Source organism: Mesorhizobium sp. WSM2561 (assembly GCF_000513915.1).
Taxonomy (GTDB): domain Bacteria; phylum Pseudomonadota; class Alphaproteobacteria; order Rhizobiales; family Rhizobiaceae; genus Mesorhizobium; species Mesorhizobium muleiense.
This window is the reverse complement of sequence record NZ_AZUX01000022.1, coordinates 83513-96321: the sequence shown is the minus strand read 5'-3', so window position 1 is coordinate 96321 and position 12809 is coordinate 83513. Positions and strand designations below refer to the sequence as shown.

The 12809-nt window shown below is 63.7% G+C and carries 12 protein-coding genes; 2 read left to right on the top strand and 10 right to left on the bottom strand.

Features of this window, described 5'->3' with window-relative positions:
- Positions 1–2: 2 nt before the first annotated feature.
- Together M727_RS0119795 and M727_RS0119790 are read left to right on the top strand one after the other, a co-directional pair.
- Complete coding sequence (locus tag M727_RS0119795; RefSeq protein ID WP_027154124.1) at positions 3–428, top strand: DUF6484 domain-containing protein; 426 nt, start codon at positions 3–5, stop codon at positions 426–428.
- Positions 429–596: 168 nt separating this feature from the next.
- Positions 597–1601 (top strand): hypothetical protein, encoded by a 1005-nt coding sequence (locus M727_RS0119790; protein WP_156941564.1) that lies wholly within the window; start codon positions 597–599, stop codon positions 1599–1601.
- Between the two features lie 45 nt (positions 1602–1646).
- Here M727_RS0119790 and M727_RS0119785 read toward each other — a convergent pair whose 3' ends face one another.
- The 10 genes from M727_RS0119785 to tssJ are packed head-to-tail and all read right to left on the bottom strand — an operon-like array spanning position 1647 to position 12807.
- A complete protein-coding gene (locus M727_RS0119785; protein ID WP_027154122.1) occupies positions 1647–2693 on the bottom strand; it encodes a hypothetical protein in 1047 nt (348 codons plus the stop codon).
- Entirely contained in the window at positions 2681–3772 is a 1092-nt protein-coding gene (locus M727_RS0119780) for a DUF2169 domain-containing protein (protein ID WP_027154121.1), read from the bottom strand. The genes M727_RS0119785 and M727_RS0119780 overlap by 13 nt, the downstream gene beginning before the upstream one ends.
- Before the next feature lie 3 nt (positions 3773–3775).
- A complete protein-coding gene (locus tag M727_RS0119775) occupies positions 3776–4261 on the bottom strand; it encodes a hypothetical protein (RefSeq protein WP_027154120.1) in 486 nt (161 codons plus the stop codon).
- A gap of 12 nt (positions 4262–4273) precedes the next feature.
- A complete protein-coding gene (locus tag M727_RS0119770; protein ID WP_027154119.1) occupies positions 4274–4723 on the bottom strand; it encodes a hypothetical protein in 450 nt (149 codons plus the stop codon).
- A gap of 3 nt (positions 4724–4726) precedes the next feature.
- Positions 4727–5593 carry a DUF4150 domain-containing protein gene (locus tag M727_RS39205; RefSeq protein ID WP_051505659.1) on the bottom strand — a complete coding sequence of 289 codons (867 nt, stop codon included), beginning with the start codon at positions 5591–5593 and terminating at the stop codon, positions 4727–4729.
- Positions 5593–6120: a type VI secretion system-associated protein TagF gene (gene tagF, locus M727_RS39200; RefSeq protein ID WP_051505658.1), complete on the bottom strand. Its 528-nt coding sequence runs from the start codon at positions 6118–6120 to the stop codon at positions 5593–5595. Before tagF ends, M727_RS39205 begins: the two co-directional genes overlap by 1 nt.
- Entirely contained in the window at positions 6117–9653 is a 3537-nt protein-coding gene (gene tssM / locus M727_RS0119755) for a type VI secretion system membrane subunit TssM (RefSeq protein ID WP_027154118.1), read from the bottom strand. The genes tagF and tssM overlap by 4 nt, the downstream gene beginning before the upstream one ends.
- Before the next feature lies 1 nt (position 9654).
- Positions 9655–10977, bottom strand: coding sequence for a type IVB secretion system protein IcmH/DotU (gene icmH / locus M727_RS0119750; protein ID WP_027154117.1), 1323 nt, complete (start codon positions 10975–10977; stop codon positions 9655–9657).
- A gap of 4 nt (positions 10978–10981) precedes the next feature.
- A complete protein-coding gene (gene tssK / locus M727_RS0119745; RefSeq protein ID WP_023801305.1) occupies positions 10982–12316 on the bottom strand; it encodes a type VI secretion system baseplate subunit TssK in 1335 nt (444 codons plus the stop codon).
- A gap of 38 nt (positions 12317–12354) precedes the next feature.
- Positions 12355–12807 (bottom strand): type VI secretion system lipoprotein TssJ, encoded by a 453-nt coding sequence (tssJ, locus tag M727_RS0119740; protein WP_027154116.1) that lies wholly within the window; start codon positions 12805–12807, stop codon positions 12355–12357.
- Positions 12808–12809 lie beyond the last annotated feature (2 nt).

The following is a 12809-nucleotide window of genomic DNA, read 5'->3' as shown; positions in this document are numbered from 1 at the left end:
TCATCATGGAAGTGCTTGATCGCATCGACGGCGTCGTCATCGGCTTGCTCATTGGTTTCGAAGGTGGAGCGCCGCTGGTGGTCTTCGTCGGCAATCCGCGTGAGACGGCGATTGCGGCTCGCAGCCTGACGGAACTGGACGTTTCCGCGATCGGCTCGGAACTGGCCCTGCTATTCGAGGACGGCGATCCGACACGACCGCTGGTCGTTGGGCGCATCGTCGATCCGGCTCACAAGAACAGGGAGCTGCAAGTGGTCCGCGAAGGCGATCGTGTCGTCATCACGAGCGAAGAGCGCATAGAACTGCGTTGCGGCCTAGCATCAATCATTCTGGAGAGGGATGGTCGTGTGACCATTCGTGGTAGCCAGCTGACCAGCCAGGCGAGTGGGACCAACCGTATCCGCGGCGGGGCCGTGCATCTCAACTGAGGCGCTGTCGTGCATCGCGTTGCAACCATCGCTGCCATCGTGGATCAGCACGCCGAGGATGCGGCTTTCCTCTGGCTTCGCCGTCGCCGGGAGATCGATGGTCCCGTCCTCGATGAGACGGGTATCGGCCGTATCGATCAGCGTCTCGAAGCCAATCTCCAAGGGCTCATGGCCGCCGGCAAAGCTGGCTGGGAAGCTGCTCAGGCCAGGTTCGCGGACTACGCCGAACCGGGTGAACTTTTCGTGCTTGGCGTATTGGCATTGCGTTGGGGCCACGCCGACCTGACAGAGGTCGCGATCAACTCTGCGGCGAGTCTGGGCGAGCCTGGTCTGTCGAGCCTTTCCGCTGCGATCGCGCGCACGCCGCGCGAAAATCTGCGACCGCTCGTGGCGAAATGGCTGGACACAAGCGATGCGCGACTGCGCTGCCTTGGGCTGTCTGCGCTCTGGCATCATCGCGTCGATCCGGGACCGCGCCTGCATGATCTGGCCAGCCATTCCGACGCGAACGTGCGCTGGCGCGCCACTCGGCTCGCCGGTGGACTCGGGCGGCGCGACCTGCTTCCGGCAGTCCTGGCCGGTCTTGATGGCGAGACGGCGAAAGAACGTCTTGCGGCCGCCTTCGCCGCTTGCCTGCTCGGCGAGGCGCGGTCCGCGCACCCAGTGATCGACAAGATCGTGCTGACGGAGACGGACCAGGCGGAGGCGGCGATCGAGATACGCCTGCTGACGATGCCCGCCAAGGCCGCGAAAGCCTGGCTGCAGACGCGCCTCGGCCAGCCCCTGCTGCGCGTGGCGGCAACGGCGTCAATCGGCCTGTTTGGCGATCCGTCGGTAATGCCCTGGCTGATCGAGAAGATGCGCGAGCCGGAACTTGTCTTTGCCGCCGGGCTGGCGATGCGCGATCTGTTCGATGTGGACTTCAACGACACCGACTTGTTCACGATAGACCCGGCTGATCTGGGGAAGGCGTTTGAATCTCTGACCGACAGCCCGTTGCCTGCCGCCGATCGCGTTGCCGCATGGTGGGACGAGGGACGGGGCGGGCGCAACCACACGCCTTTCCATTCGATGCGCAGGCTCAGGCTGGATGCGTTGCGCGCGGCAATCGCCACGCCCGAGGCGCCGCTGGCAGACTGGCGCAGGACACGCAAGTTCCCGGCCTGGATGTGATCGTTTTCGCCGAGGGGGGCCTTGTCCGGGCCTTGTCCCTTCTGTTCAGCGTTGGCGGAGGCTGGTAAGTGCGATCGCCGACCGGTTGCCACCCTCCGATGCGAGCTCGCAGGCCGCGACGCGGCCCGGCGCGTAACCGCTTATGAAACTGTCGGCCGCCAGCATCAGAACAAGTGCTGCGCTAGCGGCTCCAATGTCGCCGACTGTCATCGCGGGGTAGGCTGTCGGGAATATCTCGCGGTGCGTGCGGTAGAAGCGCGAGCGACCGACTAGTTGTTCGAGCCCGCTGTACCGTTCCCCGTTTCCATTGCTGAGAAGGAACTCGATATCGGGTTCCTTGGGCCCGGATCCGCTGAAGGCAGCAAGCAGCGAAGCCACCATCGCACGGCCCTGACTCTGGCGTTCGGAAAGAACGCTGTCAATCTCTTGAGCCAGGCCCGCCCCGCAAATCATTGCAGCGGGCCCGCTCCCCGGCGCTCGCGTCAGCCGCACGAAGACAGCGCCCTCACCAGGGACTGCCCCTTGAGCATTGCTTTCGGATTTCAGACGATTGGCTCGCATCAAGCGCGCAATGTCGGTCTCGTTGACGAGACTGTCCACACCGCCGAGTAGCACCTGCGCCACGCTCCCGGATTCCAGCATATCGCCGGCATAGTCGAGCAGTCCGGCGCTGGCTGCGGCACCGCCGTCAAATACGCGCGAGCCGGCATTGAAGCGCAGGCCGCATCGCTCGAAAATGGCATTCAAAAGGCGCCCTCGCTCGACATCTTCATACGCCGGATGGTCGCGGAAACTCTCCGGCAGCGCGAGCAGGACAGCGGTCTGGTCCGGCGTTGCCTTGTCGTCAAGCATCGCCTCCTTGAGAGCGCGGGCGCCCATGCCGGCGAGCCATACCCCGTCATTGCGTCGCAAGCCCGCCTTGGCTGGAATGCGTGCCACGATCTGTGTGGTGGGAAACGGCTCTGAAAGAGGCACCTCCTGAAATGCAGACAGGTTGGCGCGAATGGCTGAAATGGTCTGCCGCGCGTTCAATCCAGCAGGCGTGACGGCGCCTCCGACCGAGATATAGAGCGGCCGCTTCACGGCTGCCACGCCGGGCGATCGCGCAGGGTCCCGTCACCGCCGAGAAGATTGAGATAGAGTTTTCGCTTGCGACGCGCATTGATCCAAACGGGAGAAATGTGGCCGAAGGCGATTTCCCGCAGCGCCGGCACATTGCGCCGGATCACAATAGCCAAGCGAGCCTTGAGGGTCACGCGCTTCAAGTCTGGCTCGATGAGCACGGTGTCAGGCTTGAACGAGTTTTCCTCTACACGATCGTCATAAATGAGCCGCAGCGGGGCCGTAATGCGCGGCAGGCGAAAATCCCATCTGCCGGAAGCCGTCATGCCGATCACCGTGATATCCTCGCCGTCACCGATGCCCGCCAGCTGCTGGTCGGCTGGGGCGCACATATAATGCCGCGTGTCGAAGTCTTTGGGAGCGAGCGGCCATTGGGTTTCGAGCCAAGCCTTGTCATAGGTACCGGCGAAAGCCAGGCGCGGTTGCCAGCCCCGGCCAATCGTCCCGAATCCCGCCGGCCTCAGGGGTTCCCCAGGTCGGGCCTGCGCTTCGCCCGTATACATGACGTTGGGCGCCTCGGTCTTGACCGCAGGATCTGCAGACCGGGCGTTATGGAACCCCACGCCGACCGGGTTGCGCTGGTCCGTGCGCAAGTCTTCCAAAGTGCCGCCATAGGCGCGCTCATAGACGATCGGCATGGTCCGGAAAGGCGCCGGCGCGCTGTAGCCGCTGGAGTCGTAGATCCGGTCCCCGACGACCTGCAGCACCTTGCGGATCGAGTTACCGACACGCAGGCCGACCTGCATCTCGCGTACCGGTCTGCCATCCGGCGCGTGCGCGGCGCCATTCACGATCACCTCGGCGCCAGGCTTGACGGGCGCGATGTCCGCTTCGTAGCGGGTCGATGAAAGGGCCGGATCGCCAAAAGGCTCATCGCCAAAGATCACCGGCATCTGTTCGGCCGCTGGCTGGAATTCCTTTCCCTCATCAGTTGCCGTGAAACTTGCCGATAGCATCATAATCAGAGTTTCTTGGCCGTCAGCATTCAATTGGACGTGGGTCGCGGCGGCGAAGGGCGTCCTGTTTTCCAGCCAGACATCGAAGGCCATCGTTCAGCACCACCGGCCGTTTTCATCAAGCCCGATCGGCCAGTAGGGCATGGCCGTCAGTAGTTCTACATATTCCTTGTGGCCTTCATCGGCGACCCATTGCAGCAGGAACACCTCAGGCGCGATGCGGTCGGCCGCGGGCAGTGTTTCTCCCACCACAACGCATCGCAGCCAGTATTCCCGCACGAGCCACACCACCGCCGGATGATTCGCCGGGCCGGCCGCTGCGTTATCCAACTGGGCCGTGATCGCCTGATTGGCAGTCAGGCCGCCATCGACCAGTTCGTCGAGGCCAGCTTCCCAGATTTCGGAAGCCACGTCGAACGTCTCCTCCAAGTCAGCGAGGTAGGCCTTGAACAGGGGCCTATATGCAGCAGAGGCCTCGCGGCGCGAAAGGCGGATTCCATGATCGGGACCGACAACGTCCTGGGGTGCATTGAGAAGCCGGCTCAGGCCGAGTTCGACACTATGGGCAATCCGGATTGCCATTTTCTTTTAGCCTCAGCACATTTCGAGAGATGGATCCTCGCCGATCGGGACGTAGACGAAGTACTTGAAGTGCTTGAATAGTTCTGTGTCGTATTCGGACATCATTTCGACCAGCAGCAGATTGGGCGGCACGGGGCCGCTGGCGCCCTCTTCGTCGCCATCCTCACCCCAGTTCGATTCATCGTCCTCGTCGTCATCCTCGGTCTGCTGGGCGTACCGTTCAAGGTTCAGGCGATGGACCTTGAAGTAGTGCTTGCGGTAGATCGCCAGAATCCGTGGATGGGCCACCAGCCCGGCGGGCCAATGCAGATTGGCTATGTTCTCACCGGAGGCATTCAGGCGTTGCTGCAGTGCGTCCCACCACGCCTCGATCTCGGGCATGACGGCGTGGAGCTCGGCGGTCCACGCATCGATTATCGCCGTATAGTCAGCGTCGAGACCGGCAAAACCCGCTGCGCTCATCGCCTAGATCCCCCGAGCCTTCATGAAGTCCGTGACCGCCTTGTTGTCCACCTTTGACTGCCGGCCAGGCTGGCTGTTGCTATGGCTGGAGCAATGCGGCCTGACGTAAAGCGCTTTCATCGCGTCCTTGAACCCTTGTGGGACGACCTCTATGTTGCATCCGCCCGCATACCACGCTGCCTTCTGCGTCGGCTGGTGATCGGCGATCAGCGGGGCTTCCGTCCCCGCAATTTGCCGGTTGACCTTGGCCTGCAGCCGCTTGATCGCGGTCTTGTTCTTGCCGGTCGTGCGTTTCATCAACCTGTCAAGGTTACGTTTGCATTCCCAGCATGGCCGGTTCTGGACCTTGGCTTTCTGTGGGTTCGTTGGCTTGGTGTAGTGATCGTCGTAGCAATAATCAGTCGTGCATTTCTTCTTCTCTTTCACCAGAAGGGAGGTGCGGAAGTTGACCAAGGCGGCGGTATCGATGGTGTTCGGGAGTGGACTTGCGGTATTCTGCTCCATGGTGTCGCCATGACGGCAGACACCCTTGCCCTCCACCTTGACGACGAACGACCAGAGCTTGAACACCCCCTTGCCCTTGATCTTGTGCGTTACGACCCCCGCGCCGAGGCCTTGGGTGGCCGGCTCGTTGCCGGTGCTGGTCGCAACCTCCGACGAGCTTTCGAGCGCGGTCGGATTTCCTTCGATTTTGACGCTCTTGCTGCCTTTGGTGAGATCGCTGGATGACAGCATGTTGACATATGGAACCGGAACCGGGCCTGCCGGCGGGGAAGGCGGGCTCAGGCACACATCTCCTGGCGCCACGCCCTTGCCGCCGCTTCCCTTATGGAAGAAGCCCATGCCTTCTGCAAAGACGGTGCTGCCCATCAGAGATGTTCCGTCTCAGGGCGCGGGGCGCGCATTTTCGGCAGGGCGTTGGCCGCCAGATCGTGAATATCCGAGAACGCGAACTCATGCACCGACCAGTCGTCAAGCCAGAAGCCAATCCGGTTCGGATCGCCATGGCTGTTGCTGGGCGCGGCAAGGTTGGCCAAGCCTTCGGCGATCCAGGACTGCGTCCTCTGCAATTCGACCGCTTCATCAACGATTGACGCGACGCCGTCGAACCATGCATCGTCAGGCGTCGGTGTAGCCCCAATCCCGATGATCGCGAAAGGATAGCGCCGTCCGACGCGGTCCTCGCTCATCCGCCAGACGCCGGCGCAGGGTTGGTCACCAAAAATCCCGGCTTGGACAATAAAGCGCCAGGCGCGCGGGTCGAGCTCACCTTCATCCGGCCGCGCGCGCAATTCCATCGACATCCAGCGGTCCCAGCGGTCGACGAAAGTCCGCGGCAAGTTCCAGGCGACAAAGTCGCCCGTCGCCGGGATCTTGCCGAAAAATCCAGTGCTCATATCTGCGGCGGACATGAGAATTTCTTGAACATTTGCAAATTGTAGGGATTTTCGACGCTGGCCGCCTTAAGCTCGAAATCGGCGTACATGCCTTGCGTGCCCAGTCGCAGGCTGTAGACGTCGGACAAAGAGGTGCCGGTGAAGCGGCCGCTGCGCAGCAGCCTCAGCCACGCCCAGCTGCCGGTTTCGTTCAACATGACTTCGGGCGAGCCGTCGATCGGCTGGAAGGCCAGCGAGATGACGCCGGTGCCGTCCTTGCCGGGCCAGGTCATCGGCTGCGGCCGCGTCGCGTTGTTGTAGTAGACGAGGTTCTGACCATCGAGATTGAGCGTCACGCGCGTGACGTTGGGCGACAGGTCCGTCGGTTGCAGCGTAAAACTCATCACCGGCCCGGTGCCGCCTGGAAACAGATCGTCGCGGATCCGCCTGGCCTGTTCGAACGCCGCCAGAGCCGCCGCGTCGAGGCCAAAATCGGCGCGCCATTTCCATGGCTGGCTGGCGGTGTCGACATAGCTGATCAAATGGTCGTTGATGAAGGTGTCGATCATCCCGGCCGGCCCGAACAGGCGGGCGAAATCGCGGACATTGACGTCGACCGCGCTTTCGGGGCTGAACGGATAGCGGTCGTTCAGGGCTGCCTGGCAGAACGGCAGGATGTCGGCGCGCCAGATGGCGTTGAGTTCAGAGGTGACCGCCTTCTGGGTCAGGCCGCTGGTGTCGCCGGCAATGCCGCCGAGCCAGTCGTCGACCGGATCGGGCAGGATCTGCGCTTGCCTCGCCACCGCACCCGTCAGTTCGGCCAGCCCACCCTGCTTCTTGATTGCGTCCTGCGGGTCGGGATTGGCCGTGACCGTCTGCAGCACGTTCGAAAGTGCGGTCAGCGCCACCACCGCGGCATCGAGTGCCGGCGGCTGGCCGTCGACCTCGGCGATCGCCCCCTTGAGCGGCTTGAAATGTTCGGCAACCAGATTGCCGGTAAGATCCACCTCGTCGGCGGACCCCGCGCGTGGCAGCAGTTTTGCACCTGTCTTCACGATCTTTCCAAGCTTCCCCAGCTTGCCGAGCAGTTTCGAGGTGCCCTTGGCTGCTGCCTTGTTGTCGGCCGGCGCTTCATCGGATCGGGTCAGCTCGGTCTCCTGAACGACCGCCGTAAGCAGGCGCTTCAGCGCGGAGTCGGCACTCGAAAGATCCTTGAGGTTCTCGCTGGCGACATTCAGGTCGGCCAATGGCGCGAGCCTGATATCGCGCAGGATGCTGTCCCATTGCGCGATGTAGTCTTCGTAATAGAGTTTCAGGATATCCTCGGACAGCGCCGAAACAGAAGTTTCGGAATTTTCCGAACAGCCTCCGGCAAAGACCGCCCGATCGAGTGCGGCCTGGGCGGCGACATCCTCGATCCGGTCGAGAATGGCATCGTGGAAGCCGGAATAGGTGAACGCGCCCGAAATGCCGACGCGCAGCGTCTTGTCGGAACGCCGTGCAAAAACCTTGGCGCCGTTGGGGCCGGCGAAATTCGCCGGGACCCATTCCTTGAGTCCGGCCACCGCCGGGTCGGCCAGCAGCTGCCTGTAGGCACGCGCCGGTAGCGAAATCGTGCAAACCGTTTTCAGCGCCTCGGCAACCAGCGCCTGATCGGCTGATATGTAGCTGTCGTCGACCGCCATGCGACGGATCGCGGCAAGCTGGTGCTCTTCCGCGTCGGCGGTGGGAAAGGGCGCCGCCGGCGCGAATTCCGGCAAGTCCTTGACCCACCAATTCTCAACGTAATCGGCGTCCATCTGCGACAGGCCCGTCATCATGCGATAGGTCTTCAGCGCCCCCAGCATGAAATCCGGATCGCGGATCTGCCGCCACATGGTCGCCTCGAGCAGGGCGACCATGTGCGGCTCGAGGACGTTGCGCAAAGCGTGCTCGTAAGTGTCGGCCTGCGCCCGCAGCAGTTCTGCCGACGCCGACGGCCCGAGCAGATCCTGGGCACTGCTCGGCGGTGCGGTACGGGCATTTGCGACCTCGGCCATCGCATTGAGCGCGCTGTCGATGGCGGGCTGCTCCACCGATGCCGGGCTCGCGGCTGCCGCGGTCAGCGGCGCCTGCAGCGCTTCGAACTGGCCCGCCTGCGCTGCGATCGCATTGCGGTTGTCATAGTAGGACCAGGTGAACATCGCGCCGGCCAGCAGGGCGGCGGCGGCACAGGCGGCCGCGGCGCCACGCCAGATCCAGGCGCGGCGGCGCTGCGCCAGCGGATCGAACGTTCCCAGGCCGGCTTCCCTGAAAATGACCTCGGTCAGCAGGTTCTTCAGGAAAAAGCTGCGTTTTTCAACACGCGGCGCCGGCATGGCCCGTCGCGGCGGAAGACCGAAGGATGACGACAGCGCCGCCGTCAGCCGGTCGATAGGCGCCCCTTCCTGGGTCGCCGACGTCAGATAGAGGCCGCGCAGCCAGGCGGCTTCTTCGTAGCGGCTTTCGCCGAACATCGCCTCGACCAGCACCTGGATCGGCTCGGACAGGCTCGTCAGCTGAGCGGGAAACCTGAAAATCTCGGCGCGGGCGGCGAGTTTGTCCTCGTCCTCCAGGCGCGGCACCAGCCGTCGCTCGAGTTGCGTCGCAAGGGTGGTGATTTCCCGCTCTATGGTCTTTGCGTCGACATGCGCATCCAGCGCGAAGGTCGTGCCCCAGACCTGCTCGCGCGAGGCCGTCGACAGGCCGCCGAAGAAAGCCTCGAAGCCCTTGATCAGATCGGCCTTGGTCAGCATCAGATAGACTGGAAGGCGGATTTCGAGCCGGTCGTTGAGCTCTGCCAGGCGACGACGGATCTTGCGGCCATGCGCCTTGATGGCTTCGTCGCCCTCTGAAAGCGCATCGATCGAAAGCGCGACGATCACGCCGTTCAGCGCCCGGCGGCCGCGATGCTTTTTCAAGAGGTCGAGGAAGCCCAGCCATTCCGCCGCATCGACGTCGGGCTGGCTCTCCTGCTGCACATAGCGGCCCGCCGTGTCGATCAGAACTGCGTTCTCGGAGAAAAACCAGTCGCAGTTGCGGGTGCCGCCAACTCCCTGCAGATCGTCGGTGAGGTCGATTGGAAAGTTCAGGCCGGACTGGCGCAAGGCCGTGGTCTTGCCGGTGGCCGGCGGCCCGACGATCACGTACCAGGGCATCTCGCGCAGGAACTTGCGTCCGCCCAGCTTGCGGCGCTTCAATTCGACCATCACCTCGGCGAACTTGGCGCCGACGGCGGCGACGTTCTCTTCGCCGGGGCTCAGCGGTTTCTCCACCACGGGCGCAGCGATTTCGGCGACGAACATGCGGTTGGCCCGGATCGCCCGGCGCTGCGCGACGATCAGCCAGATCAGCCAAAAAATGACCAGCAGCGCAATGATGACGATGCGGACATTTTCCGAGGCGAAGGGTTCGTAAGCACCGACCCTGACGATCGGGCCGAACACCCAGATAACCAGAGAAAGCAGCGCGATGCCGATCAGCGTCCACAGCCAGCGCGATGTCAGAACCGCCCAGAGGAAGCGCAGGATGAACATCTCACAGCCTCTTTTCGACCAGCACCTCGACGCGGCGGTTCAAGGCCCGTCCCGCGCGGGTGCTGTCGTCGGCCACTGGATCGGTAGCTGCACGTCCTTCGAAACGAATGCGGTCCTGCGGCACACCGTTCTGGACCAGCATCTCGGTAATGGTTGCTGCGCGCGCTTCCGACAGCCGCTGGTTGGTGGAAAGCGGATTGGACCGTTGCAAGGGAATACTGTCGGTATGGCCGACCACGGTGATGTTTCCGATCAGTTCCTGATTGGCGAGGATCACTTTGGCGATTGAACCGATCAGCGGTTCGAAGCCTTCCGTCAGTGTCGGCCGCGACGACTGGAACAGTTCGGGGTTGGAGGCCTGAATGATCAGCCTGGCCAGCGAAACGCTCTCGGTGCCGCTTAGCGCAGCCCTGAGATTGGCCGGCGCTCCGGCCTGAAACTCCGGCACCAGCGCGAAATCCACCGCCTCCGGCGGCGGCGCGTCGACCTGTGGCGATGTCCGGCTGATCTCGCCGCGGGCTCGCGGCGGCAAAGCACGAACCAGCGTCGAAAGCTCGACCGCCTGACTGCTCAGTCCCATCGACAGGCCGAGATAGATTGCAGTGGCGAGAACCGCCGCGCCGAGCCCCATCACCCAGATCGGCACGATGAAGCGCTGCGGCTCGTCGGATGCGATCACGCCTTTCCAGTTCGGCGACAGCGGCGCGCCGTCGGCATCGGCATCGCGCAGAAAGCGCGCCGCAGCAACGCGAACCGCATTGAGCGAGCGGTCGCCCGACCGGCCTGGCACACGATATTTGCCGCGGAAGCCGAGCGCCAGGCAATGATATTGCAGTTCGAGCAATTCGCGATCCCGGTTCGGGTGCCGCTCCAGTTCATCGAGACGCGTGAAGAACTGCGTGCCGGCATCGACATCGCCTCGAAGCATCACCACAAGCGGCTGGCGCGGCCATGCGCTGGCGCCGCCCCATGGCGTGTTCAGGGCCAGATCATCGAGCAATGCCGCCACCACCCAGGCTGCCTGGTCGGCGCGCTCCAGGGAGGACCCCGCCGCCATTGCCGCGTCACGCGCCCGAACCAACTCGTCGAGCAACCGGGTGCGCAACGCTTCCGGGTTTTCCGGCGGCAGCGCGCTTTCAAGCTCGGGCGCGAACTCGAGCAGGGGCGCGAATGCGTTGACCAGCGTGTTCGGATGGGTGCGCGACCGTTTAATTGGCACACCCGACAACAGTGGCGTCATCGGTCGCGGCATCGGTGCGCCGGTCAGTCGTATGCGGGTGCGTTCGCGATCCTCCGACAGTCCGAAAGGATCATCCCGGCTCATCATCTCACCTGTTTACCGAATAGCAGTCGACCTGCGGCTCGCTCGGCAGCACACCCGACACGCCGATGACGAAGCCGGGGGCATCGAGCAGCGAGGCCCAGTGCTCGCTTTTCTGATCGAGCTCAAGGCACAGCCGATCGCCATCGTAGGGGATTTCGCGCGGCTGGGAATGAAGCGGCTTCAGTGGAATGCCGGGCAGACGGGATTTCCACAAGCCCTCGAACTGATCGGCCGAACCGACGGTCGCCTGGTTGACGAAAATCTTGCGCAACGCATCTTCCGACAGCTCGGAGCCGACCCGGATGACGATCCGGCTGGCCACCAGCAGCTTCGGGTTGTCGATGCGGATTTTCCAGACGTTGGTCGAATGCCGCATGACCGGCAGTGCGCGTGATTTAGGCTCGATGTAGCGCAGGCTCAGGATGAGCGAGCGCAAGGCGTCGGCCAGCGCCGAATAGGCGGGGCCGGGCGCCATGTGATCGTAGGCCGGCAGCTCGCTCAGCCGTCGCGCGCTCGAGCCATAGGTCGCCATTGAACCGGCAAGACCGGCAAGCTCCAGGTAAAGCTCGGCCGGATGGAAAACATCCTGAGCCAGCATGTGCGCCAATCGCGGACGCGCCGCATTGGCGAGATTGAGCATCAGCAGGTCTTCGACGCTGCGCCCTGGTCCGCCCATGACCATCTTGCCATGCGCCTCGGCGATCTGGTCGAGGCCGGTGACAACTTCCAGAAGCAGCTGCCGGTACCAGGCCACCGCCCCGGTAACCAGTGTCGGCGGCAGGAACGTCTCGTCCAGCGAGACGCCGCCGTCGGCGCGAACTCCTTTGATGTCGGCTATCGGCAGGGCGGTGTAGCCGCCAACCGATTTTCCCGGTGCAATCAGCAGCGCCTGCGGGCGGGCGATTTCGATTTCTTCAGGATCCGAACCGCCCTGGACGGCGTCGCGCACCGAAACGATGCGCCCATGATAGCGTGCGCCCGTCGATGCGGCGTGCGCCGGATCGAAGCCGACACCGCCGGCAGGCTCGAGCGGCAGGGCGACCAGCACCGGTCCGGCGCCGGTATCGGCGGTGACCGGCAGCGGTCGTGGCGCGTCCATCAGGTCAGGGATGGAGAAGGGGGTTCCATCCGGAAAGATGCCGCGTGCCGACAGGATCGAGACCTGGCCGGCATCGAGCATTGCCTGGTCCAGCGTCAGCTGCTGAAAGCCGAACGTATGCAGCTGCCCGGCCTGCAACGCGCCGCGCACCGTCGCCTCGAAAAAGCGATCCTGCTGCTGAAAATGCTGGGTCCGGAGAAACAGGCCCTCGGACCACAGCACCCTGTTTGCATCGCTCATGCCGCTACTTCCTGCATCGAGCACCCTTGCCCTGGCCACTAGGCGGAAATGCCGCCGCTGCCAAGCGTGACGTTGACGGTAACTGTCGATCCCGACGACACCGACTTGGTTGTACGCCAGGTCCGGCCGCCGGGCTCGCGAACCAGGGCAACGAAGCCCAGCGCAGCCGCGTCCGGCTCGACCGTGATGGTTTTGGATGCGGTCTTTCCAGGCCCGACGGAGATCTGGTCGGATCCGATGAGATCGCCTGCGAGCGCGGAGCCGGCATCCCCCTGCAGCGCGAAATAATCGGCCGAGTTGAATTTGCCGGTGCTGCGCAGCCGCATCACCAGGACCGTCACCGGCCGGTCGCCGCCGCCTGGTCCCGGGTTCATGCCGGCCGCGCCGGTCAGGTTGACGGTCACCGCGGATGGTTTTGGCGGACCGCTCTGGCAAGCAGCAAGCAGCCCGGTTGCGCCCAGGGCAACGACAAATTCGCGGCGATCGATCATGT